Annotated in this window: 19 protein-coding genes, 1 tRNA gene, 1 other RNA gene and 1 pseudogene; 11 read left to right on the top strand and 11 right to left on the bottom strand. The window is 54.9% G+C overall.

Annotated elements, in window-relative coordinates:
- From ABK821_RS20290 to ABK821_RS20270, 5 genes and pseudogenes are all read right to left on the bottom strand, one after another.
- Positions 1 to 87, bottom strand: a non-coding RNA gene (locus ABK821_RS20290) — RtT sRNA; the annotation flags it as partial.
- A 34-nt stretch (positions 88 to 121) separates the two neighbouring features.
- Positions 122 to 198 (bottom strand) — tRNA-Pro (locus ABK821_RS20285).
- An 89-nt stretch (positions 199 to 287) separates the two neighbouring features.
- Positions 288 to 1976, bottom strand: coding sequence for a kdo(2)-lipid A phosphoethanolamine 7''-transferase (eptB, locus tag ABK821_RS20280; RefSeq protein WP_343178548.1), 1689 nt, complete (start codon positions 1974 to 1976; stop codon positions 288 to 290).
- Positions 1977 to 2368: 392 nt separating this feature from the next.
- On the bottom strand, positions 2369 to 3571 hold the full coding sequence (locus ABK821_RS20275; RefSeq protein ID WP_142503141.1) for an MFS transporter: 1203 nt from the start codon (positions 3569 to 3571) through the stop codon (positions 2369 to 2371).
- A 372-nt stretch (positions 3572 to 3943) separates the two neighbouring features.
- Positions 3944 to 4112, bottom strand: a pseudogene (locus tag ABK821_RS20270) (autotransporter outer membrane beta-barrel domain-containing protein); the annotation flags it as partial.
- 155 nt (positions 4113 to 4267) lie between these two features.
- Between ABK821_RS20270 and tag the strand changes: the two are divergent.
- Together tag and ABK821_RS20260 are read left to right on the top strand one after the other, a co-directional pair.
- Positions 4268 to 4849: a DNA-3-methyladenine glycosylase I gene (gene tag, locus ABK821_RS20265; RefSeq protein ID WP_138359534.1), complete on the top strand. Its 582-nt coding sequence runs from the start codon at positions 4268 to 4270 to the stop codon at positions 4847 to 4849.
- The gene (locus ABK821_RS20260) at positions 4827 to 5273 is read left to right on the top strand and encodes an N-acetyltransferase (RefSeq protein WP_138359536.1); all 447 of its coding nucleotides are present in this window, start codon (positions 4827 to 4829) and stop codon (positions 5271 to 5273) included. The genes tag and ABK821_RS20260 overlap by 23 nt, the downstream gene beginning before the upstream one ends.
- Here the strand turns inward: ABK821_RS20260 and ABK821_RS20255 are convergent.
- Positions 5236 to 7566 carry a molybdopterin guanine dinucleotide-containing S/N-oxide reductase gene (locus ABK821_RS20255; protein WP_138359538.1) on the bottom strand — a complete coding sequence of 777 codons (2331 nt, stop codon included), beginning with the start codon at positions 7564 to 7566 and terminating at the stop codon, positions 5236 to 5238. The two genes, ABK821_RS20260 and ABK821_RS20255, sit on opposite strands and share 38 nt — an antisense overlap.
- A gap of 375 nt (positions 7567 to 7941) precedes the next feature.
- Between ABK821_RS20255 and ABK821_RS20250 the strand changes: the two genes are divergently transcribed.
- The 5 genes from ABK821_RS20250 (at position 7942) to ghrB (ending at position 13138) form a co-directional block, all read left to right on the top strand.
- Positions 7942 to 8958, top strand: a complete 1017-nt coding sequence (locus ABK821_RS20250; RefSeq protein ID WP_138359540.1) for a LacI family DNA-binding transcriptional regulator — start codon at positions 7942 to 7944, stop codon at positions 8956 to 8958.
- 109 nt (positions 8959 to 9067) lie between these two features.
- The gene (locus ABK821_RS20245; RefSeq protein WP_138359542.1) at positions 9068 to 9817 is read left to right on the top strand and encodes a sugar phosphate isomerase/epimerase; all 750 of its coding nucleotides are present in this window, start codon (positions 9068 to 9070) and stop codon (positions 9815 to 9817) included.
- Between the two features lie 3 nt (positions 9818 to 9820).
- Positions 9821 to 10759, top strand: a complete 939-nt coding sequence (locus tag ABK821_RS20240) for a sugar kinase (protein ID WP_138359544.1) — start codon at positions 9821 to 9823, stop codon at positions 10757 to 10759.
- A 102-nt stretch (positions 10760 to 10861) separates the two neighbouring features.
- Complete coding sequence (locus ABK821_RS20235) at positions 10862 to 12142, top strand: MFS transporter (protein WP_138359546.1); 1281 nt, start codon at positions 10862 to 10864, stop codon at positions 12140 to 12142.
- A 24-nt stretch (positions 12143 to 12166) separates the two neighbouring features.
- On the top strand, positions 12167 to 13138 hold the full coding sequence (gene ghrB, locus ABK821_RS20230; RefSeq protein WP_138359548.1) for a glyoxylate/hydroxypyruvate reductase GhrB: 972 nt from the start codon (positions 12167 to 12169) through the stop codon (positions 13136 to 13138).
- Between the two features lie 51 nt (positions 13139 to 13189).
- On the opposite strand, the gene ABK821_RS20225 is transcribed toward ghrB, so the two are convergent.
- The gene (locus ABK821_RS20225; RefSeq protein ID WP_138359550.1) at positions 13190 to 13900 is read right to left on the bottom strand and encodes a DUF3053 domain-containing protein; all 711 of its coding nucleotides are present in this window, start codon (positions 13898 to 13900) and stop codon (positions 13190 to 13192) included.
- Between the two features lie 442 nt (positions 13901 to 14342).
- Between ABK821_RS20225 and ABK821_RS20220 the strand changes: the two genes are divergently transcribed.
- The 3 genes from ABK821_RS20220 to cspA all read left to right on the top strand — a co-directional run bounded on the left by ABK821_RS20220 (position 14343) and on the right by cspA (position 16849).
- A complete protein-coding gene (locus ABK821_RS20220; protein ID WP_343178546.1) occupies positions 14343 to 15701 on the top strand; it encodes an aromatic acid/H+ symport family MFS transporter in 1359 nt (452 codons plus the stop codon).
- Positions 15702 to 16078: 377 nt separating this feature from the next.
- Positions 16079 to 16372 carry an HTH-type transcriptional regulator gene (locus ABK821_RS20215; protein WP_138359554.1) on the top strand — a complete coding sequence of 98 codons (294 nt, stop codon included), beginning with the start codon at positions 16079 to 16081 and terminating at the stop codon, positions 16370 to 16372.
- A 264-nt stretch (positions 16373 to 16636) separates the two neighbouring features.
- On the top strand, positions 16637 to 16849 hold the full coding sequence (cspA, locus tag ABK821_RS20210) for an RNA chaperone/antiterminator CspA (RefSeq protein WP_000014594.1): 213 nt from the start codon (positions 16637 to 16639) through the stop codon (positions 16847 to 16849).
- 311 nt (positions 16850 to 17160) lie between these two features.
- Here the strand turns inward: cspA and glyS are convergent, their stop codons facing one another.
- From glyS to ABK821_RS20195, 3 genes are all read right to left on the bottom strand, one after another.
- Positions 17161 to 19230 carry a glycine--tRNA ligase subunit beta gene (glyS, locus tag ABK821_RS20205; RefSeq protein ID WP_343178545.1) on the bottom strand — a complete coding sequence of 690 codons (2070 nt, stop codon included), beginning with the start codon at positions 19228 to 19230 and terminating at the stop codon, positions 17161 to 17163.
- Between the two features lie 9 nt (positions 19231 to 19239).
- Positions 19240 to 20151, bottom strand: coding sequence for a glycine--tRNA ligase subunit alpha (gene glyQ, locus ABK821_RS20200; protein WP_001168551.1), 912 nt, complete (start codon positions 20149 to 20151; stop codon positions 19240 to 19242).
- Positions 20152 to 20278: 127 nt separating this feature from the next.
- Positions 20279 to 20584 (bottom strand): YsaB family lipoprotein, encoded by a 306-nt coding sequence (locus tag ABK821_RS20195; protein WP_138359558.1) that lies wholly within the window; start codon positions 20582 to 20584, stop codon positions 20279 to 20281.
- A 180-nt stretch (positions 20585 to 20764) separates the two neighbouring features.
- Between ABK821_RS20195 and ABK821_RS20190 the strand changes: the two genes are divergently transcribed.
- Entirely contained in the window at positions 20765 to 21760 is a 996-nt protein-coding gene (locus ABK821_RS20190; protein ID WP_343178544.1) for an acyltransferase, read from the top strand.
- Between the two features lie 15 nt (positions 21761 to 21775).
- On the opposite strand, the gene xylB is transcribed toward ABK821_RS20190, so the two are convergent.
- Positions 21776 to 23230, bottom strand: coding sequence for a xylulokinase (gene xylB / locus ABK821_RS20185; RefSeq protein ID WP_142503145.1), 1455 nt, complete (start codon positions 23228 to 23230; stop codon positions 21776 to 21778).
- Positions 23231 to 23299: the final 69 nt, after the last annotated feature.

Genomic DNA, 23299 nt, shown 5'->3' with positions numbered 1-23299 from the left:
GGCCGTTGCTGACGCAACGTTCTCTCGCTTCGCTCGGGTCGAACCTCCTGCCCCCGGAGGTTCTCATCCTCGTTGACTACAGATGCAAAAAAGCCTGCTCGTTGAGCAGGCTTTTCGAATCTGGTCGGTGATAGAGGATTCGAACCTCCGACCCCTTCGTCCCGAACGAAGTGCGCTACCAGGCTGCGCCAATCACCGAATGCGGGCGCATCTTACTGCTGAGATACACAACCGTCAATGCCTTATTATGAAAAAGTCACTCAAGCGGCGAGAAACTCGCCACTCGGCTACTGCGTCTTCTCGTCCACGCCGGGAACGTGGCACCAGTTGTTATATTGATTAATCCCACCATCCGGCGAAGTATAGCCAAGACAACCCATAATGGTGTCATACAGTTCCACATGACGACGCGGCACCTTCATCGCCGCCTGCTGCTTCAGACGCGCAAAAGAGGCTGCATGATCAGGCGATTGCAGATACTTATCCGACATCCACACCAGCATCGGGACGCGAAACTGCTCAGGCGGCGCCATTTTACGCGGCGTACCGTGCAGATGCTCGCGCTCGTTAATTGATTCACCGTGGTCAGCCGCATAGAAGACAATCGCTTTCTTATCCCGCAACTGGTCCAGTACGCTAACGATAAAGTGATCCACATAGGTCACGCTGTTATCGTACGAGTTGATCAGTTCTTCTTTTGAACAGGTGTTATCGAGGCCAACGCACTCCGGCTGCCATCGGGCAAAACTACGCGGATAGCGTTGGGTATAGTTAAAGTGTGACCCCTTGGTATGCAGAATAATCAGGTGTTTACCCCCTGAGTTATTCACCAGACCACGCTGCAGTTCGTCCACCAGCAGCATATCGTCAACGCTCTTGCCGCGGTTGCGCGGCTCGGCGCCAATCTGCTCTCGATAAGCAATATTGTTAGCCATCGTATTGCTGTAGAACCACATCTCACTCTGCATGGCGTACAGATCGCCGGTAAAACCGAGCTGATGCAGAACGGCAAAAACGTTCTGTTCTTTCAGCGTCCGCTGTGGGTTATCCTCCGCTCCGCCCTGGCGCACAAACATGCAGCGCAGCGACAGCTTTGTCGCGGTATCGCAGGAGTATCCGCGGAAGGCGACCAGGTTTTTCTCCTGCGCCAGCGCAGGCGTGGTGTCCCGGCTATAGCCCAGAATACCCATATGATCCCAGCGGGTCGTTTCGCCAATGATAAACACCATGTAAGTGTCATCAAGCCCCTCAGGCGCGATGTAGGTGAATTTCTTCGCCGGGTTAATCAGGGATTGATTATCAGAAGATTCATCAACCTGCGCCCATGCATATAGCCCCAGCGCGGAAAGCCAGTTAGACGGCAAATAGGAGTTAGCCACCACTCCGCCATAACTTGGCAAATCCACTTCTGAACTACGCTCTACATTTTTTTGCCGGACATCCAGCAGGCGAATAGGCCCCCAGACCATCAGGCCGGCCAGTATCACAATAGCGACATTTTTCGCCCGCTGGCCCGGAGTGCGGATTTGCCGCAATAGCGTATAGCGGCAGCGGTTGTTCCAGATAAGCAGCAGAGGCAGCGCGCTCATCAGCACCAGCCAGAGAATCAGATGCCAGCCAATCACCTCTTTGGACAAGTCGACATCCGTGGTCATCACGGACGCAATAATGCCGTAGCCAATAACAACATTGAGGAAGGTCATGTAATAGCTTGCAGCCGCAGAGAATATAACCACGATCGTCGCGAGGATGCGCCATACCTGGCGTCCGAATAGCGACAAAATACGCAGCAGAAAAAAGGTAACCAGCACAGTCGCGATCAGTTCAACTGCACCTGAGATGCCTTTCCAGAAGGTAAATTCCTGAACATATCCCCCGAAGCGACGAAAAAATACGGCGGCATTCATAAACCAGCCGATGTACAGCGCGAGCCAGAAACTCAGCTTCTGCTGCGTCATCGTTTTAATGTATTTCATGCAAGCAAACCTGAAAAATGAAGAAATAAAACCTGCTGACTTAACCGAGATAAGTCAGCAGGTTAATAAAGCGCGTTTATACCCATCTTACTTCAAGCGGCCTCTTTGTTGGCTGCCAGCAATAACCCGACCAATACCCGGCCTCGTCCTGACAGGCGCTCACCTGCCAGAGCACACCCGGAGACGCCCTGGTTGCCGCATCGATGAAACTTGAATGATGTTGTGTATCGTCTGTGATAAGAAACGTCGACAAAGCGCGCTAAGTAGACCACAGCGGAAGGGAAAAGTATCAGGGAGGAATGTGATCCAACCAAACATTTACAAAACATTTGGTTGGATAGACTCGGTTAGATTAGGTAATGAATTCACGCTCCCGCCAGGGGAGATGCGGTTCAGGCATGGGCCTGATGGTAAATTTCACTTTTCGGCTGACGAATGGTGGTCGACAGCGCCAGAGAAAGAATCAGCAGCGCAAAGATAACGCAGAAGGTCACGTAGAAACCGCCAAACAGTGAGGCAATCAGCGAGCCGCAAATGCTGCCGATACCAAAGCCGAGATAAATCACGCCGTAGTTTTTCGCCAGATTATTAAGACCAAAGAATTCGCTGACCAGCGACGGGAAGACGGTAATCGTTCCGCCGAAGTTAAACGCGACACAGGCAATCGCTGCGAAGAAGGTGGCTGCATTCAGCGGCGCGAACAGCAGCGCCGCCATACCGATAAGCGACACAACCTGGCCGATAGTAATGACCCGGATACGCGACATTTTATCGGACAGGATACCCAGCACCAGACGGCCGCTAAGGTTCGCGATGGAAATCACCGTAACCGCGTTTGCCGCCGTCGCCACATCAAGGTGCACCATCCCCTGGGCAATATCTTTCGCGACGCCAATAACGTACAGGCCGCTCATACAGGCAGTCAGGAACATGACCGCCAGCATCCAGTACTGCGGTTTACGCATTGATTCAGCGAGGGTAAAGTCGTTTTCAACCACCCCATTGCTTGCCGTCACGGTATGATTCGGCGCATCTTTCATCAGCGTTGCGCCAAACACAATCATCACCAGCACGATAGCGCCCCAGATAATAAAGGTTTTCTCCAGGCCGACCGTCGCCAGCAGATGGGAATCTATAAATTTAAAACCAAGGCTGCCAAGGCCATACGCGCCGATGGAAAAAGCCGAAATCAACCCCTTACGTTCCGGGAACCATTTTACGCAGTTCGACAGCGTCAGCAGATAACCGGCACCGTCGGCAAGCCCCACCAGCACGCCCGCACTCAGCCACAGCATCAACAGGCTACTGGCATGGGCGGTGAGGAAGAACCCGAGCCCCAGCAGAATACCGGACGCCATAGTGACGCGCCTGACGCCGAAACGCTCCTGCAATTTACCGGCAACGGAAGAGGAAAGCGCCAGACCGAGGCTTAACAGACCAAATGAAAAAGCTACCTGACTGACCGGTTCATTTAACCTGACGGAAAGCGAACTATTGAACAAACTCCATGTATAAACCGATCCCAACGCGAATTGGGTAATAATGGTGCCGATCAGCGTGAGCCAGCGGGTGTATTGACGGTTTGCAGCGTTCATAGCAGTTGTCCTGAATAATTAACTGCGGCCACAATAACGAAATCCCCTATAAGCCAGGGGGAAAAAGGCATGAACTGCCGCCTCCGGGGAATGAAATGCACTAAAGGCGGAATGAATGGCATTGAAAAACATCCATACCTTCTTTACCTTCCAAAAAAGTTAGTGCTCACTATCATCATAACATGTGTCATCACTGTGATCACAAAGTAAAATAAACATATCAGATATGCTACAGATAGCCTCCATAATGCGCGTAGCCGCGCTATACGGTTAACGGCTTTTCACCATGCTTACGCTGGCAGTGAAGGCAAGTCAGAAGGCGATGCCTTTATTGCCAGACGCATTTATCTGCTGCACACGGGTAGCTTACTCGCGCGGTTGGTGATCGCTATCCCATGTATCGTGTTCCGGAGTATTACTTTTTCTGTCGATAGCGATATATTCCTGTTGTCAGGCATTGGCACTGATTACGCCCGACACCTGAATGGATACGTCGCCGGGCTCAGGCTCCCCGAAGATCATCACATTTCTTTATTATCACTATAGCGGCGTCCAAAAGAGTCCGGACAGCAAGATTGCGCTGTTTTCGAGGGGGGGTGGACGAGCCCTGTTTTGGGAATAATCCCCCCGATATAACGATTTATCTGTATCCTGCAGAGGAAATGAACAGATAGGTTTTAAAAAAGGGAGAGGCACATGCAACGTTGCGGATGGGTCAGCCAGGATCCTTTATATATTGAGTACCACGATAGCGAGTGGGGCGTTGCTGAAAAGGACTCTCGTAAACTGTTTGAAATGATTTGCCTTGAGGGCCAGCAGGCCGGATTATCGTGGATCACCGTGCTGAAAAAACGTGAAAATTACCGCCGTGCTTTTCACCATTTTGATCCGGTTCGCGTCGCGTCCATGGGCGAAGAGGACATTGAACGTCTGGTTCTGGATAGCGGGATTATTCGCCACCGCGGTAAAATTCAGGCCATCATCGGCAACGCACGGGCCTTTCTGGCCATGGAGGAAAACGGCGAGCCTTTCGCTGATTTTGTCTGGTCCTTCGTCGACAATCATCCGCAGATCACGGCCGCCGCCACGCTTGCCGAAATTCCGGCAACTACCCCGGCTTCTGATGCGCTGTCAAAAGCGCTGAAAAAACGCGGATTTAAGTTCGTCGGCTCAACTATCTGCTACTCCTTTATGCAGGCCTGCGGCCTGGTCAACGACCATGTTACCGGCTGCTTCTGTCACCCCGGAGGTCAGGATGATCCGCTACCGGGACAGTAACGAAGGCGACTCGCTGCTCGCGCTTTGGCTGAAAAGTACAATTCACGCACATCCATTTATTGATGAGCGCTACTGGCATGACAGCATCGCTGTGGTTCGCGATGTTTATCTGCCCACCGCCTGTACCTGGGTATGGGAACAGAACGGCGAACTGAAGGGCTTTATCAGCGTGATGGAGTCACGCTTTATCGGCGCGCTGTTCGTCGCGCCGGATGCCATCAGGCAGGGGATCGGCAGCGCGCTCATCAACGAAGTCAAAAAGCACTACGCCTGGCTCAGCCTGGAGGTGTACCAGAAAAACGTCCGGGCGGTAAATTTCTACCATGCGCAGGGCTTTCGCATTGAAGACTGCGCATGGCAGGATGAAACCCAGCATCCAACCTGGATTATGCACTGGTCGGCGGATCAAACGCCGTCAGCGTAAGCTCAGGCCCGGTATATTTCTCCAGCCACGCTAACGCCGTATTTCCGGCGCAACCATTACCGAGCCGCGATGTCGGGATATCTTTGGTCAGCACGTTCACCGCGCCGTTTTTACAGATACCTGACTGAGCATCGAGATCGGGCCACGCGCCTTCATGCAGACAGATAACCCCGGGACGGATACCGTCGGTCACCACTGCACCAGCCAGCACCTGACCGCGTGAATTCCACACCCGCACCAGATCGCCATCGGCGATATTACGCGCGCTCGCATCCTGCGAATGGATGATTAACGGTTCGCGATCCGCCACTGCGTACTGCGCGCGCAGCGACGTAGGGTTAAGCTGACTATGAAGACGATGAGCCGGATGCGCTGAAAGCAGTTGCAGTTGCCCCTCCTGCGCATTGCCATGCCACTCATCCGGCTCCAGCCACATCGGATGCGGCGGACAGTCCGGATAAGCAAAGCTGGCGATGGTCGGCGAATGAATTTCAATTTTACCGCTGGCGGTTTTCAACGGGTTCGCCTGTGGATCGTCGCGAAAGGCAGCGAAGCGGACGAAACGCGCGTTTTCCGGGTTTTCCGGCATTTCAATCAGCTTATTCGCCTGCCAGAACTGCGCGAATGGCGGCAGCGTCACCTGCTGAGCGGCCCCCCGCTGGGTGGCAATCTGGTAGAACGTCTCCAGCCACTGCAGATCGTTTTTACCTTCCGTAAAGCGCTCCCGACCACCCGTTTCCCAGCGTTCGCTGAGGTCAGCAAAAACATCAAAATCATCGCGCGCTTCATCGCGCGGCGCCACCACGCGCTTCATCGGTACCAGATGCTGGTTGCTGTAATCGCCGGTCATGGTCATATCATTGCGTTCAAACGAGGTGGTCGCGGGCAACACGATGTCGGCATGGCGCGCCGCCGCAGTCCAGAAGCATTCGGAAATAACGATAAGCTCCGGCTTCTGCCAGGCGCGGATCAGCCGGTTGGTGTCCTGATGATGGGTAAAGTTGGCACCGCCCGCCCACCAGATAAAGCGGATATCGGGGAAATGCCGTTCCATACCGTTATGCTGATAAGCCGCGCCGGGGTTTTCCAGCGCTTCAACGATGCGTGCTACCGGAATTTTTTCTACCGCATCGGTGCCTCCCGCCACGCAGCCCTGCATGGAAGCCAGCACCGCCGCACGGCGCGTCGGGTTGCCGCCGTTAGCAAAATGGTAGGAAAGGCCAAAACCCCCGCCCTTAGTGCCTATCTGACCTAGCATCGCGGCAAGGGTCACCAGCATCCAGTGTTTCTGCTCGCCGAACTGCTGGCGCTGCATACCCCAACCGGACATCAACATTGTCGTATTTTCGTGGAATAGTTGTGCCAGTTCGCGGATTTTATCCGCATTTACCCCGCAGATTTCCGCAGCCCATTCTGCGGTTTTTGGCGTGCCGTCGCTTTCTCCTTTGAGATAGCGGGCAAAAATCCCGTAGCCACTGGTACAGCGAGCCAGGAATTCATCGTCCTGCCAGCCGTTTTCCACCAGCGTATGGGCGATGCCGAGCATTAAGGCCACGTCAGTGCCCATATGCGGAGCGATCCACTCTGCCGCATCGCCAAAGAATGCCATGGTTTCCGATCGCATCGGATCGATGCAGATCACGCGCTTTCCGCTCTGACGCAGACGATCAAACCACGGGATCCCCTGCTCATCGGACGCATTCCAGGCGATTTTCAGCGTGTTTAGCGGATTCGCGCTCCACAACACCACTACATCGCTATGTTCCAGCACCAACGGCCAGCTGGTCTGCTGCTGGTAGACCTCATTGCCACCCACCACATACGGCATAATCGCCTGCGCCGCGCCGGTGGAATAATCGCCCAGATGCCCGGTATATCCGCCCGCCAGGCTCATATAGCGCTGGAGCAGCGTCGCCGCTTTATGCAATACGCCGTTGGAACGCCAACCGTAGGACCCCGCGAAGATCGACGACGGGCCATAACTGTCACGAATACGCCGATGCTGAACATTAATCAGGTCCATTGCCTGCGCCCAGCTCACCCGCACGAACGCATCCTGGCCGCGCACGCCCTGCGGGCTATCCGGCGAGGCAAGAAATCCCTTACGTACCATCGGATAGCGTACGCGCGTTTTACTGTGTACCTGATCGCGCACTGCGGTTTGCAGGGAGTTAGTGAAAGGCGTATCAATCGCGCCACGGGATGAGATGACGTTTTCACCATCCGTTTCGACCAGCATTGGCCCCCAGTGGGCGGCGGTCAGGATGGTTTTGGTGGCAGATGAAATTGACAAAGCAGGCTCCTGGTCAGCGATAGCAGGTGTGGTGACGGCCTGTTATTAAGCCGTTCAATAGTATTTACAAATTGAGATGCGCTCTGCGGAATTTTCTCCGTCTTCGGACAACATAATCAACTGTCGTGGTTGCTGTGGCAAAGAATAAAAATAATTAAGGAAAGAAGCGAACGCATAATGGCGGGTTTCAGCACAATGCCGGACGCCAGGGGAATGGGCGAAACGTCCTCCTGGCCATTCACTCACAGCGGAGATGACAAGCACCTTTCATATTAACCGTGAACGGTACAGGCCACTGAACAGAACCAGGCAAAATGCTTGATATAGCGGATTTTCGCGCTAAGGTGTGTGCAGATTTCAGCAAAGGAAGCCACCATGGCGAAAGCGGCGCGAGCAACCATTAGCGATGTGGCGAAAGCCGCAAAAACCGGCAAAACCAGCATTTCACGCTATCTGAACGGCGAAAAACATCTGCTTTCCGACGATCTGCTGGGGCGGATTGAAAAAGCCATCGCCGAGCTTGATTATCGCCCCAGCCTGATGGCCCGCGGCCTGAAGCATGGCCGTACCCGGCTGATTGGCCTGATTATCGCCGATATCACCAACCCCTACTCCGTCAATGTGCTCAGCGGCATCGAGGCCGCCTGCCGTGATAAAGGCTTCACGCTGCTGGTGTGTAATACCAACAACGAAGTGGACCAGGAGCTTCACTATCTCGACCTCCTGCGCAGCTATCAGGTGGAAGGGATTGTGGTCAACGCGGTGGGAATGCGCGAAGACGGGCTTAACCGCCTGCAGCAGTCGGCGCTGCCGATGGTGCTTATCGACCGCAAAATTCCTGAATTCGCCTGCGATGTCGTCGGTCTCGATAACACCCAGGCCGCGACCACCGCCACCGAACATCTGGTGGAAAAAGGCTTTGAAGCATTGTTGTTCCTCAGCGAGCCGCTCGGCTCGGTCAATACCCGCCGCGAGCGCCTGAACGCCTTTCATCAGACGCTCCGCCACCATGCCGATATTGTCGCGGAAAACGCCGAAGTACCGCTGAACGATAGCGCGATGCTGGATGACGTCCTGCGTCATTTCCACTCCCACCATCGTGGGATGCGTAAAGCGGTGATTTCCGCTAATGGGGCGCTGACCCTGCAGGTCGCGCGCGCCCTGAAGCGCGTTGGCCTGATTTGGGGCAGCGATATCGGGCTGCTGGGTTTCGATGAGCTGGAGTGGGCCGAGCTGGCGGGCGTGGGGATTACGACACTTAAGCAACCCACCTGGCAGATTGGTTTCGCCGCTATCGAGCAGGTCGTGCGGCGGATTAACGGCAGTAACGACCCGGTCTGTGAACGGGTGTTTTCCGGTGAACTCATCGTCAGGGGCTCCACCTCCCGCTAACGATCCTTCGTGATGGCGATCATAAATTAGACATACTGACCTTTTCTTTGGAACCGGTACCATCTAGCGTAATAAGTAACGCATCAGATAACCGCCGGGAGTTTATGGAATGGCCAGGAAAATTATTGTCGTTACCGCCGCTTACGGTAATGACCATGTTAAAGCGCTCGGCGGGCAGTCCGCCGTGCTGCCGTTTATCGCCGCTGCCGGGGCGGACGGCGTGGAAATTCGCCGCGAACTGTTCAGCGCCGATGAACTGAACCACCTGCCGTCGCTGGCCGCAGACATTGAGCGCCGTGGTCTGCTGGCTTGCTACTCAGCCCCGGAAGCCCTGTTTGCCCGCGATGGCGCGCTCAATCCGCAACTTCCCTCTCTCCTGCTGGAAGCGCAAACCCTTAATGCGCTGTGGCTGAAACTCTCGCTGGGCAACTTTAACCACCACAAGGAACTGGAAGCGCTGCGGGATATTCTGCGCGAAAGCGGGATGACGCTGGTGGTTGAGAACGATCAGACTGATTGCGGCCAGTTAGCGCCAATGCAACGCTTCAAAGCCGCCTGCCGGGTTAATCAGCTGCCCATCACCCTGACCTTTGATATGGGCAACTGGTTGTGGGTCGGCGACTCGCCGGAAGAAGCCGCCCGCCATCTGGCGCCCGCCGTCAGCTATATCCACGTCAAAGCGGCTGAGCCGCATCATTCGCACTTTCGTGCCGTGCCGCCGGACGAAGCCGCCGACCGCTGGCTGACACTGCTCGACAACCTGCCCGCCGATGCCCCCCGCGGGATTGAATTTCCGCTGACCGGGCAGGACCTGACGGCCGTGACCCGCCGCTATGTCAACCTGTTACGCAAGGATTAAGTTATGCAAAAAACGTTGGATGTCATCACGATAGGCGAAGCTATGGCGATGTTTGTCGCCAGCGAAACCGGCGAACTGGCTGACGCTGAGCACTTTATGAAACGCGTTGCGGGGGCCGAACTGAACGTCGCCACCGGCCTTGCCCGTCTGGGTTTTCGCGTCGGCTGGGTAAGCCGCGTCGGCGAGGATAGCTTTGGCCGCTTCATCCTCAACACGCTGGCGAAAGAGGGAATCGACGCTGACGGGGTTAGCCTGGATCGCCGCTACGCTACCGGCTTTCAGTTGAAATCTAAAGTCGATAATGGAACCGATCCCATTGTGGAATATTTCCGTAAAGGCTCCGCCGCCAGCCATCTGTCGCCGGACGACTTTAACGAAGCGTACTTCGCCAGCGCCCGTCATCTGCACTTAAGCGGCGTCGCCGCCGCGCTGTCAGACAGCTCGTACGCGCTGCTGGAGCATGCTGCTCGTGCCATGAAAGGCCAGGGGAAAACCCTCTCATTCGACCCGAATCTGCGTCCGACGCTATGGAAAAGTACCGCCGAAATGGTCGGGCAACTCAACCGCCTCGCTTTTCAGGCCGACTGGGTGCTGCCTGGTTTGAAAGAAGGGATGGTTCTGACCGGTCAGCAGACGCCCGAAGCCATCGCCGATTTCTACCTAACCCGCGGCGTACGCACGGTGGTGATCAAGACCGGTTCCGATGGCGCCTGGTATAAAACCGCTGACGGCGACCAGGGGGCGGTAGCGGCGATAAAAGTCGATAACGTCGTGGATACCGTCGGCGCAGGCGATGGTTTTGCCGTCGGCGTGATTAGCGCCCTGCTGGAAGGCAAGTCGCTGCAGCAGGCGGTACTGCGCGGCAACAAAATCGGTTCATTGGCCATTCAGGTCCAGGGCGATAGCGAAGGGTTGCCCACGCGCGAGGCGCTGGGCGAGTAAGCAACGCCCACGCAATGTACGGCCGTCCTGTACCCTACATGCAGCGCGGCGTAACCGATCTTTTCTAATGATAAATGTCACCTCACTCACAGAGGCAATCCTATGAATAGCTCGACAAATGCAACAAAACGCTGGTGGTATATCATGCCTATCGTGTTTATCACCTATAGCCTGGCATACCTCGACCGCGCTAACTTCAGTTTCGCTTCAGCAGCCGGTATTACTGAAGATTTGGGCATCACCAAAGGTATCTCTTCCCTGCTGGGGGCGCTATTTTTCCTCGGCTACTTCTTTTTTCAGATCCCCGGCGCGATTTATGCCGAACGCCGCAGCGTACGCAAACTGATTTTTATCTGCCTGATTCTGTGGGGCGCCTGCGCCTCGCTGACCGGGATGGTGCACAATATCCCGGCGCTGGCGGCAATCCGCTTTATTCTTGGCGTCGTAGAGGCGGCGGTAATGCCCGCGATGCTGATTTATATCAGCAACTGGTTTACCAAATCCGAACGTTCTCGCGCCAATACGTTCCTGATCCTCGGCAATCCGGTAACGGTGCTGTGGATGTCGGTTGTGTCCGGTTACCTGATTCAGTCTTTCGGCTGGCGGGAAATGTTCATCTTTGAAGGTGTACCGGCGATTATCTGGGCATGCTGCTGGTGGGTACTGGTGAAGGATAAACCGTCCCAGGTCAACTGGCTGGCGGAAAGCGAAAAAGCCGCGCTGCAGGAACAACTGGAACGTGAACAACAGGGCATCAAACCGATACGCAACTACGGTGAAGCTTTCCGCTCGCGTAACGTTGTGCTGCTGTGTATGCAGTATTTTGCCTGGAGCATCGGGGTTTACGGTTTCGTCCTGTGGCTACCGTCGATTATCCGCAGCGGCGGCGAGAATATGGGGATGGTTGAGGTCGGCTGGCTCTCTTCGGTTCCTTATCTGGCGGCGACCATCGCCATGATCGTGGTGTCATGGGCCTCCGATAAGATGCAGAATCGCAAGCTGTTTGTCTGGCCGCTACTGCTGATTGGCGGGCTGGCGTTTATCGGCTCCTGGGCCGTCGGCGCCCACCATTTCTGGGTTTCCTATTCGTTACTGGTGATTGCCGGTGCGGCGATGTACGCCCCATACGGGCCTTTCTTCGCCATCATCCCTGAAATGCTGCCGCGTAACGTTGCCGGGGGTGCGATGGCGCTGATCAACAGCATGGGCGCCCTGGGGTCTTTCTTCGGTTCCTGGTTTGTGGGCTATCTGAATGGCACTACCGGTAGCCCGTCCGCATCGTACATTTTTATGGGAGTGGCGCTTTTCGCTTCGGTATGGCTTACTCTGATTGTTAAGCCTGCTAATAATCAAAAAATTCCGCTTGGCGCACGTCACGCCTGAAACCTTCACATAATGGAGATCCGCATGAAGCCGTCAGTTATTCTCTACAAAACGCTTCCCGACGACCTGCAACAGCGTCTGGAACAACACTTTACCGTGACTCAGGTGAAAAACCTGAATCCGGAGACCGTTTCACAACATGCCGCCGCCTTTGCTGAAGCGGTGGGTCTGCTGGGCGCCAGCGAAAAAGTCGATACCGCGTTACTGGAGAACATGCCGAAGCTTCGTGCAACCTCAACCATCTCCGTCGGCTATGACAACTTCGACGTTGATGCCCTGAATGCACGTAAAATATTACTGATGCACACCCCGACGGTGTTGACCGAAACCGTGGCCGATACCGTGATGGCGCTGATTTTAAGTACCGCGCGTCGGGTGGTTGAAGTCGCCGACCGCGTAAAAGCCGGGGAGTGGACGAAAAGCATTGGCCCGGACTGGTTTGGTAACGATGTGCATCATAAAACCCTGGGCATCGTCGGCATGGGGCGTATCGGGATGGCGCTCGCCCAGCGCGCGCATGCGGGTTTCGGCATGCCGATTCTCTACAACGCTCGTCGCCAGCACCCGCAGGCGGAAGAGCGGTTTAATGCCCGCTATTGCGATCTCGATACGTTGTTGCAGGAAGCCGATTTTGTCTGCCTGATCCTGCCGCTGACTGACGAGACGTATCACCTGTTTGGCAAAGCGCAGTTCGCCAGGATGAAGTCCTCCGCCATCTTTATTAACGCCGGTCGTGGCGCCGTGGTTGACGAGAAATCGCTGATTGCCGCCCTACAGGAAGGGAAAATTTATGCTGCCGGACTGGACGTGTTCGAACAAGAACCGCTGGCGAAAGATTCTCCGCTGCTAAGTCTGCCAAACGTCGTTGCGTTGCCGCATATAGGCTCCGCAACCCACGAGACTCGTTACAATATGGCGGCCTGCGCGGTGGATAATCTGATTGATGCCCTGAACGGCAAAGTCGAGAAGAACTGCGTTAATCCGCACGTGAAGTGAGAAACAGCAATCCCGGATAAAGCAGACGCCTTACCCGGGAGATCTGACCACTTAGCGCGTCGCGTTCACCGCCGCGGTCCACGCCTGATTAAAAGCCTGGTGCTGCGCGGGCAAGGGCCCGACCAGCGTATTATACTGGCTGGCCTGCTGTGAAGTCGGGAACTGAATGCCGTTGGCGACGAAGCTGACCTGCGTCCCCTGTTGGGCAATAAAATCACCGACCTGCACCAGTTGCCGGGTGAAGACCTGCGCCACCGGGATCAGCGGCTGCAGCGCATTCGCTGGCGTCGTCACGACTTTATTATAAACCTGGTCGAAGACCGGCTTCAGATCGTCGCTCTGTTTCAGCGCGCCGTGAGCGGCATCGGCCTGCATTTTTGCGTTTTCCAGTTGCTGGCTCAGAACGCCCAGCGCGCCGTTTGCCTGACGCAGCGGTTCGCGTTGAGTCACATAATCCTGCGGCACGCGAATCGCATTCACGCTATCCACCACCGGACGCAACCCCGCATCCATCGCCTGACTCACCTGCTGTGAATAACCGTAAATCACCGCGTAATCGGAAACGAAAGGTCCGAACTGTTTTTTCTGATCGGCGGTCAGCGTCGGCAGACGTTCGCCGCTACGCATTGCCGTATTTTGCAGGAAGTCGATGAACGCTTTGCGCTGATCGCCTTCTTTATCGAAACACCCACTCAGGCTAACCACCATTAACAGGGCTGCAATAGCCGCAAACCAGCGAGAGCAGGACTTTCCTGTCGCCATTTTTTTACTCCTTTCAGCCAAAAAAAGCGCAAACAGGCACACACGTGCCAGCCGCTGACAAGGATAGTCCAGGTCAGCCTTACAGGATACCTTTTCCTGACAATCTTCCCCCTTAAAAAGCAGGTATTCGGCCTTTGCGCCCCCACGACTATCGTCTGTTAAGTACATCACAATTACGGCTAGCGCTTAATGCTCGACAGAATTATTTAATTCACTGATTTTATTTGATTTACTAACCCTTCCCTTCTGACGGTTCGCGAAAACGGACGATAATCGCACGCTTACCGGCTGACCTGCATTGCCTGAAACAGAGTTCGATGATTTTATTAAATGAGGCGATTAACGACACTTCGTTCGATAATCGCACAGACAATATCAATGACCGCGAGGGTGATAACAATAATCTATCTCTGTCCCCCGCTCAGCCTGCCAGGAATGCCGTATGAAGAAGACAACCATCGATATTCAGGCTTTTATCAATGAACATCCCTTCACGAAATACCAGTGGATGATTCTGGCCTTATGTTTTATCACCGTCGCGATGGACGGGTTCGATACCGCGATAATCGGCTTTATTGCCTCTGACCTTGTGCAGGAATGGGGGGTTGAAAAGTCGGCGTTGGGCCCGGTAATGAGCGCCGCCCTGGTGGGACTTGCCGTCGGTGCGCTGACCGCTGGCCCTCTCGCCGACCGCATCGGACGTAAGAAAGTGTTGATTATGTCGATCATGGTTTTCGGCGGCTTCAGCCTGCTGACCGCCTTTGCCACCAGCCTCAATCAGCTGACGCTGCTGCGTTTTCTTACCGGTTTAGGGCTGGGGGCCGCGATGCCAAACGCCGCGACGCTGATGAGTGAATACGCGCCTGAACGACGCCGTGCCCTGATGGTCAACCTGATGTTTGTCGGTTTTCCGATGGGCTCGTCGATGGGAGGTTTCCTCTCCGCCTGGATGATCCCCCACTACGGCTGGCAGAGCGTACTGGTGCTTGGCGGCGTGATGCCGCTGCTGCTGGCGGTTGCGCTGCTCTTTCTCCTGCCGGAATCAGCACGGTATATGGTCATTAAACAACAGCCTGCCCGGCGTATCGCCGCCGTTTTGCGCCGTATCGCGCCCGTTCCTGAGCAAGCCGAATTTGAGTTACGGGAAGCAGGACAGGTAAAAGAGAAATCGGCCATCGGGGTTATTTTCTCACCGCGCTATGCCATCGGTACCATAATGCTGTGCCTGACCTACTTTATGGGTCTGCTGATCTTTTATTTACTCACCAGTTGGCTCCCGCTGCTGATTCGCGAAACCGGCGCAACCATGAGCCAGGCCTCGATTATTACCGCGCTGTTCCCGCTGGGAGGCGGTATTGGCGTGCTTATCCTCGGCGCGTTGATGGATAAGATCAATCCGAACAAAGTGGTTGCCGTGGGCTGGCTGTTAACCGGAATATTCGTTTGCCTGGTTGGTTTCTCAACCCACAGCCTGCTGCTGATGGGGGTGATGGTCTTTATCGCCGGCAGCATTATGAACGGCGCGCAATCATCCATGCCTGCGCTGGCCGCCGGATTTTATCCCACACAGGGGCGCGCGACCGGTGTTGCCTGGATGTTGGGGATTGGACGCTTCGGCGGGATTCTTGGCGCGTTCAGCGGCGCTTTCTTGATGCAGGCCCAGCTCTCCTTCGAAACCATTTTCTCTCTGCTGGCGATCCCGGCCTTCTTGTCCGCCATTGCGCTGCTGGTGAAATACAAACTGGGTCAACAAAAGCCGCAGACGTTACCGCGTGAAGTTGATAAGCTGCAAAAAGCATAATCGGCAGGCCAGCGAGACAACGCTGGCCTTTATCCTTTTCTTCTTACCTATACGCTAAATAATTCGAGTTGCAGGACAAAACGGTTAACCGTTTTGAACGTCGCGAAGCGACGGCCCGCAGGCCGAGTTTGATGGATGAGACGCGTCACGCAAAAGCCAACACACCTGCAACTTGAAGTATGACCAGTTTATTTACAATAATTTTCTAACCTGGCTCATTTAGATACTAATCATCGCCTTACCTCACTCAGACAGCCCGTAAAAAAATCGGCGGATACATAATGACCAGGATAAGCATTCTTTGCGTTTTTTTTCCGACTATTCTTAAGAGGCTCTACAAAATTCACCCTCCGCCGTATGATAGAGAGGAGTTCTCAATGGAATATAAAGATCCTGCGTTCGAACTACTAAGCAGCCTGGAACAAATTATTTTTAACGATCAGGCTCAGACCGTTTCCCTGACGCATAAGCCCGCTGTATTCAATGAATTTGAACAACTACGCAAAGGCACCGGCTTGAAAATAGATGATTTCGCCAATGCCATGGGCGTCAGCGTCGCGATGGTAAAAGAGTGGGAATCAAGACGCGTAAAACCCTCGATCACTGAACTCAAACTAATGCGCCTGATACAGGCAAATCCTCAGCTTTCAAGACAACTTATTGACTCATGATCTCAGGTAAAGTTTGTTACGGTTAGCGGTCCTGGAAAGGACCGTTTTTATATCGCCGAAAAAAAAGTTTGCTATCACCGCCTGAAAATGCGTTAATGCTCCCCGGTTTGATGTAAAGACCACAGAGCATTCGAATAGAGCAGTCCTTCAAAGGTTATCCGTTGATAGATACCCCGGTAGTGAACTTTCCCTTTATCGCTTCAAATCTGTAGTCCAGACCATAACGCCGAAAGGCTCATTTATTTTTCTTAAAGGTAATTCACTATGTCCGGTAAAATGACTGGTATCGTAAAATGGTTCAACGCTGATAAAGGCTTCGGCTTCATCACTCCTGACGATGGCTCTAAAGACGTGTTCGTACACTTCTCCGCTATCCAGAACGATGGCTACAAATCCCTGGATGAAGGTCAGAAAGTTTCCTTCACCATCGAAAGCGGCGCTAAAGGCCCGGCAGCTGGTAACGTAACCAGCCTGTAATCTTAGCTTTATAAGCTCAGAATTGAAGATCCCTGCCAGTCGGCGGGGATTTTTTTTGCCTTTTTCCCCATAAAAAAACCTGCCAGATGGCAGGTCAGATTGCTGACAAAGTGCGTTTTTCCGGAATTGCCCGGCGGCGCTTCGCTTGCGCGGGCCTACGAAAAACCCATAACATGATGATATTATTGGTTTTACATGCCAGGTAAAGCGATAGCCGCCACCCGGCAGAAATGCGAGCACAATATCTAAATCAGGTTTGTCATCAGCCTCAAAACCTGCCAGATGGCAGGTTTTATTTTATTGCGACGAACTTACTGCAGCAGGGAAATATCCGCTACCTGCAGGAACAGATCGCGCAGTTTAGACAGCAACGTCAGACGGTTGATACGCACGTTCTGGTCTTCAGCGTTAACCATCACGTTTTCGAAAAACTCATCTACCGGCTCGCGCAAGGAAGCCAGTTCGATCAGCGCATCCTGGTAACGGCCTTCCGCGAAGTACGGCTGCAGTTTGTCGCGCAGTACCACCAGATTCCCCGCCAGTTTGATCTCCGCGGCTTCTTTCAGTACGGAAGCGTGGACGATATCGTTCAGCACTTCGTCGGACTTCGCCAGAATGTTGGAGACACGTTTGTTCGCCGCCGCCAGCGCGGAGGCTTCTTCCAGCGTGCGGAAGTGCGACACGGCCTTCATACGGGCATCGAAATCCGCCGGACGGGTCGGACGACGCGCCAGAACCGCCTGAATGGTGTCCACGGTGTAACCTTCATCCTGATACCAGGCGCGGAAACGACCGAGCATAAAGTCGATAACGTCATCAACCACATTCGCGTTGGTCAGCTTGTCGCCGTACAGACGCGCCGCTTCTTCGGTCAGCGTTTGCAGATCCAGATTCAGGTTCTTCTCAACGATGATACGCAGCACGCCCAGCGCGGCACGACGCAGCGCGAACGGGTCTTTATCGCCTTTCGGATGCTGACCGATACCAAAGATACCCGCCAGCGTGTCCATCTTGTCGGCAATCGCCAGCGCGCAGGCAACCGGGTTAGACGGCAGGTCGTCACCAGCAAAGCGCGGCTGATACTGCTCGTTCAGCGCGACAGCCACATCTTCCGCTTCGCCGTCATGGCGCGCGTAGTGCATGCCCATCACGCCCTGCGTGTCGGTGAACTCAAACACCATGTTGGTCATCAGGTCACATTTCGACAGCAGGCCCGCACGGGTAGCGTGGTTAACATCCGCGCCAATTTGTGCGGCAATCCAGCCCGCCAGCGCCTGAATACGGTCGGTCTTGTCGCGCAGCGTACCCAGCTGTTGCTGGAACAGCACGGTTTGCAGACGCGGCAGGTTATCTTCCAGACGTTTTTTACGGTCGGTATTGAAGAAGAACTCGGCATCTGCCAGACGCGGACGTACCACCTTCTCATTACCGGAGATGATTTGCTGCGGATCTTTGGATTCGATGTTCGCCACGAAGATAAAGTTCGGCAGCAGTTTGCCGTCTGCGGCGTAAACCGGGAAGTATTTCTGGTCGCCCTTCATGGTGTAAACCAGCGCTTCAGACGGCACCGCGAGGAATTTCTCTTCGAATGTCGCCGTCAGCACCACCGGCCATTCCACCAGCGAAGTGACCTCTTCCAGCAGGCTCTCGCTCAGGTCAGCGTTACCGCCAATCTGACGCGCCGCTTCTTCTGCATCGGCTTTGATTTTCGCTTTACGCGCTTCGTAATCAGCAACAACTTTACCGCGCTCACGCAGGATTTCAGGGTACTGATCGGCAGAGTCGAGGGTGATTTCCGGCTCGCCCATAAAGCGATGGCCGCGAATGACGCGATCGGACGGGATACCCAGAATCGTTGCCGGAATGAGCTTGTCGCCCAGCAGCAGCGTGACGGTGTGTACCGGACGCACAAAGTGAACGTCAGACGCGCCCCAGCGCATCAGTTTCGGAATCGGCAGCTTCGCCAGAGAGGTGGCAATCATGTTCGGTAGCAGCGCTTCGGTGCTTTCGCCTTTCACATGCGCGCGATACAGCAGCCATTCGCCTTTGTCTGTGGTCAGACGTTCAGCCTGATCCACGGTGATGCCGCAACCACGCGCCCAGCCTTCCGCCGCTTTACTCGGTTTGCCTTCCGCGTCAAACGCCTGGGCAATCGCCGGGCCGCGTTTTTCAACTTCGCGATCGGGTTGAGAAGCAGCAAGATTCGCCACTTTCAGCGCCAGACGGCGCGGTGCGGCGAACCACTCTACGTTGCCGTGTGCGAGGCCAGCGTTATCCAGCTCCGCAGTAACGTTCGCAGCAAAGGACTCCGCCAGGCTGCGCAGGGCTTTTGGTGGCAGCTCTTCAGTGCCGATTTCCACCAGAAAAGTTTTCTCAGACATGGCCGCCTCTTATTTGTCTTTGTTGCACATCGGGAAGCCAAGGGCTTCACGGGAAGCGTAGTAAGCTTCTGCCACTGCTTTGGTCAGGGTGCGAATGCGCAGGATGTAGCGCTGACGCTCGGTGACGGAGATGGCTTTACGCGCATCCAGCAGGTTAAAGCTATGGGCGGCTTTCAGAATACGCTCGTAAGCAGGCAGCGGCAGCGGGTTTTCCAGCGCCAGCAGTTGCTGTGCTTCTTTCTCATACTGTTCGAAACAGGTGAACAGGAAATCCACATCGGCGTATTCAAAGTTGTAGGTGGATTGCTCCACTTCATTCTGATGGAACACGTCGCCATAGGTGGTTTTACCCAGCGGGCCGTCGCTCCAGACCAGGTCGTAAACGCTGTCTACGCCCTGAATGTACATCGCAAGACGTTCCAGACCGTAGGTGATCTCACCGGTAACCGGCTTACACTCCAGACCGCCAACCTGCTGGAAGTAGGTGAACTGAGTTACTTCCATGCCGTTCAGCCACACTTCCCAGCCCAGACCCCAGGCGCCCAGCGTCGGGTTTTCCCAGTTATCTTCCACGAAACGGATATCGTGGATCGTCGGGTCCATCCCCAGCTCTTTCAGAGAACCGAGATACAGCTCCTGGATGTTATCCGGCGATGGCTTAATCACCACCTGGAACTGATAATAGTGCTGTAAACGGTTTGGGTTTTCGCCGTAGCGGCCATCGGTCGGACGACGAGAAGGCTGCACATAGGCGGTCGCCATCGGCTCTGGCCCCAGTGCGCGCAAGCAGGTCATTGGGTGAGAAGTCCCTGCGCCGACTTCCATGTCCAGTGGTTGAACAATGGTGCAGCCCTGACGAGCCCAGTAATCCTGTAAGGTCAGGATCAGGCCCTGGAAGGTCCTGGTATCAAACTTTTGCATATTATTTCGTGCTGGATACGTGTGGATTTAAAGGAAGGAGTCAGTATACCCGCTGGCTGCGAGATATACAGTATGAAACGGGATTGTTTAAGGAAAATTGCGGAAATTAACGCCGCCAGGTAGCTATTTAGCGCATCGAAAGATGCGAAAACTGACCGTCCTGATCAAAAGAGCAGATAAAACGCTCATTACGTTCAGTATGCCCTGAAAGCTCGTAGCTTCCCTGGAACTGGGCAAAATGGCTGACATCAATCTGCCCCACGCCTGTACGGTAACGAACGGCAGCATTGTCCTTGCACAGTTGTTCCATATTGAGGGTTATCTGTGGCGTTATCCGCGCGCTTTGTGTCTGCTGCGCTGGCGGAGGCGCCGTTTCGCTGCAAGCGGCAAGAAGGCACAACAGCAGTCCACAAAATACCGACTTCATCACCATTTTTTCTCGACCGCCTTGTTAGCAAGTTATTATCGTTAAGGTTATATGAAATAACATGATTATTGTGCGAATTGCGCCCCGCCCCGACAAGTCGATGGCGAAAAACTCAGATTATTCCACTGCGATGCCAGCGGATAAGAGCAGTCAGACCCTCTTTGGCAAGGGGATACCGAGGTACTGATGCAGGAAAAAATAAACTGGATTACCAATTTGCGCGGTATTGCCTGCCTGATGGTCGTGATGATTCACAGCACCGCGTGGTACATTACTCATCCGCACGCCATTAGCCTGCTGGCCTGGGATATGGCAAATTTGCTTAACTCGGCGTCCCGCGTCAGCGTACCGCTGTTTTTCATGATTTCAGGCTATCTGTTTTTCGGCGAGCGCAGCGCTCGCCCCCGGCATTTTCTGCGCATCGCGCTTTGCATTCTCTTTTACAGCGCGCTATCGCTGCTCTATATCACCCTGTTCACCCATATCAACGTCGAACAGTCGCTGAAGAATTTGCTGCAAAAGCCGGTGTTCTATCATCTGTGGTTTTTCTTCGCCATCGCCGTGATCTATCTGCTTTCGCCGCTGATTCAGGTCAAACAGGTTAGTGGCAAAATGCTACTGGTGCTGATGCTGGTGACCGGCATTATCGCGAATCCGAATATGGTGGCGGTGAAAGCAGGGGGAATAACGTGGCTGCCGATAAATCTCTACATTAACGGCGATACCTTTTACTACGTGCTGTACGGGGTGCTGGGACGCGCAATCGGTATGATGGACACCGACAAAAAAGGACTGACGCCACTCTGTGCCGCCCTTTTCATCGCGGCAGTATGGGGCATATCACGCGGTACGCTGCACGAACTGCGCTGGCGCGGCGATTTTGGCGATACCTGGTATTTATACTGCGGCCCGGCGGTTTTTGTCTGCGCGATAACCCTGCTGACGCTGGTCAAAAATACGCTGAATACGCGCCCGATACCGATAATTGCGCCGATCGCGCGGCACTCCTTAGGTATTTACGGTTTTCATGCGCTAATTATCCACGCATTGCGCGCCAGCGGGCTGGAAATCACCCGCTGGCCGCTCCTCGACATTGCCTGGATATTCAGCGCAGCGCTGCTGGGAAGCCTGCTGCTATCAGCCCTGGTTCAACGGTTCGATCGCCGTCGCCTGTTGAGTTAAGCACAGGCGAAAGTATCAGGACATCAACGGTAAGAGCTGCTGATAAATCTGCCGGAAGGTTTCCCGACGCAGAGCGTAACGGGCAAAACGGTCGGCATCCGGACGATGGGCCTGCTCCAGAGGCAACTGCGGGAGCAAATCGGAGAAGGCGACATGTTTATGCAACGCCAGTTGCGCCAGTCTTGCCGCGCCAAGCGCCGGTCCAACATCTCCGCCGGTACGGAAATCAAGCTGCTGGCCGCTAATATCCGCCAGCATCTGCCGCCAGTACGCGCTGCGCGCGCCGCCGCCAATCAGAGTCACACTCTGCGGTTGAATGCCGCAGGCGTGAACCACATCCATGCCATCCGCCAGGGCATAACCGACGCCTTCCAGCACCGCTCGCGCCAGTTCAGCCGCACCATGCTGATGGGTCAGACCGAAAAATACGCCTTTCGCCTGCGGATTATTGTGCGGCGTGCGTTCGCCGGATAAGTAAGGCAGAAACCAGACCGGATCGACACCGTCATTCGCCGATTCCGCCGCCGCGAGTAGCGCGGGAACCGTGCCGAGACCGGTTAGCTTCGCAGCCCAATCGAGGCAGGACGCCGCGCTCAGCATGACCGACATCAAATGCCAGCGTCCGGGCAGCGCGTGGCAGAAACTGTGAACGGCGCTTTCCGGCTTGCTAAGAAATCCGTCGCTGACGGCAAAATAGACGCCGGAGGTCCCCAGCGACAGCATCGCCTGACCAGCATCCGCCATTCCCACACCAACCGCGCCCGCAGCGTTGTCGCCACCACCGGCCACCACCAGCGCTTCCGGCATATTCCATGATTGTGCGACCGCAGGGCGAAGCGCCCCCGTAACGTCACAGCCTTCGAACAGCGCCGGCATGTTAGCGCGGCTCAGGCCGCAAGCAGCGAGCATCTCGTCGCTCCAGTCACGGCGCGCCACGTCCATCCACATCGTTCCGGCCGCATCAGACATATCGCTGGCAAACTCGCCGGTCATCCGTAAACGTAAATAATCTTTTGGCAGTAAAATTTTATCGATCTGGCGGAAGATTTCCGGTTCATGGCGTTGAACCCACAGCAGCTTCGGCGCAGTAAATCCAGGCATCATCAGATTGCCGGTTATCTGCCGCGAGCGGCTGACTTTCTCTTCTAATAACGCGCACTCTTCGCCGCAGCGGCCGTCATTCCATAAAATCGCCGGGCGTAGAACGCGTTGTTGCTTATCCAGCAGCGTCGCGCCGTGCATCTGCCCGGCAATACCGACTGCTTTAACATCGCGCAGAGAGTGCTGCGCGCCCAGCGCTCTCATTGCGCTGTCCGTCGCCAGCCACCAGTGTTCGGGATCCTGTTCAGACCACAACGGATGCGGACGCGAGACGCTCAGTTTTTCGCTATGCGAAGCCACAACGTCTCCCTGCTCATTAAGCAGAATGGCCTTGACCCCCGAGGTGCCCAGATCAATTCCGATATACATACAGCCTCTCCTTAACTGGCGCGAATAAAATAGAGCCACTGTTATAACAAATGCCCGGACTGGCCGGGC

Source organism: Klebsiella sp. KE9456 (genome assembly GCF_043832615.1).
In the GTDB taxonomy this organism is placed as follows: domain Bacteria; phylum Pseudomonadota; class Gammaproteobacteria; order Enterobacterales; family Enterobacteriaceae; genus Klebsiella; species Klebsiella indica.
Note: the sequence above shows the minus strand (reverse complement) of the source record. Positions and strands in the feature narration are given on the sequence as shown.

Bases quoted from the DNA above. Each gene is read 5' to 3' on its own strand.
- ABK821_RS20245 (WP_138359542.1), top strand. From the start codon at position 9,068: ATGGCCAGGAAAATTATTGTCGTTACCGCCGCTTACGGTAATGACCAT.
- cspA (WP_000014594.1), top strand. From the start codon at position 16,637: ATGTCCGGTAAAATGACTGGTATCGTAAAATGGTTCAACGCTGATAAA.
- glyS (WP_343178545.1), bottom strand. From the start codon at position 19,230: ATGTCTGAGAAAACTTTTCTGGTGGAAATCGGCACTGAAGAGCTGCCA.
- ABK821_RS20250 (WP_138359540.1), top strand. From the start codon at position 7,942: ATGGCGAAAGCGGCGCGAGCAACCATTAGCGATGTGGCGAAAGCCGCA.
- ABK821_RS20240 (WP_138359544.1), top strand. From the start codon at position 9,821: ATGCAAAAAACGTTGGATGTCATCACGATAGGCGAAGCTATGGCGATG.
- ABK821_RS20225 (WP_138359550.1), bottom strand. From the start codon at position 13,900: ATGGCGACAGGAAAGTCCTGCTCTCGCTGGTTTGCGGCTATTGCAGCC.
- ABK821_RS20215 (WP_138359554.1), top strand. From the start codon at position 16,079: ATGGAATATAAAGATCCTGCGTTCGAACTACTAAGCAGCCTGGAACAA.
- ABK821_RS20220 (WP_343178546.1), top strand. From the start codon at position 14,343: ATGAAGAAGACAACCATCGATATTCAGGCTTTTATCAATGAACATCCC.
- ABK821_RS20195 (WP_138359558.1), bottom strand. From the start codon at position 20,584: ATGGTGATGAAGTCGGTATTTTGTGGACTGCTGTTGTGCCTTCTTGCC.
- ABK821_RS20260 (WP_138359536.1), top strand. From the start codon at position 4,827: ATGATCCGCTACCGGGACAGTAACGAAGGCGACTCGCTGCTCGCGCTT.
- tag (WP_138359534.1), top strand. From the start codon at position 4,268: ATGCAACGTTGCGGATGGGTCAGCCAGGATCCTTTATATATTGAGTAC.
- ABK821_RS20190 (WP_343178544.1), top strand. From the start codon at position 20,765: ATGCAGGAAAAAATAAACTGGATTACCAATTTGCGCGGTATTGCCTGC.
- ABK821_RS20275 (WP_142503141.1), bottom strand. From the start codon at position 3,571: ATGAACGCTGCAAACCGTCAATACACCCGCTGGCTCACGCTGATCGGC.
- glyQ (WP_001168551.1), bottom strand. From the start codon at position 20,151: ATGCAAAAGTTTGATACCAGGACCTTCCAGGGCCTGATCCTGACCTTA.
- eptB (WP_343178548.1), bottom strand. From the start codon at position 1,976: ATGAAATACATTAAAACGATGACGCAGCAGAAGCTGAGTTTCTGGCTC.
- xylB (WP_142503145.1), bottom strand. From the start codon at position 23,230: ATGTATATCGGAATTGATCTGGGCACCTCGGGGGTCAAGGCCATTCTG.
- ABK821_RS20235 (WP_138359546.1), top strand. From the start codon at position 10,862: ATGAATAGCTCGACAAATGCAACAAAACGCTGGTGGTATATCATGCCT.
- ghrB (WP_138359548.1), top strand. From the start codon at position 12,167: ATGAAGCCGTCAGTTATTCTCTACAAAACGCTTCCCGACGACCTGCAA.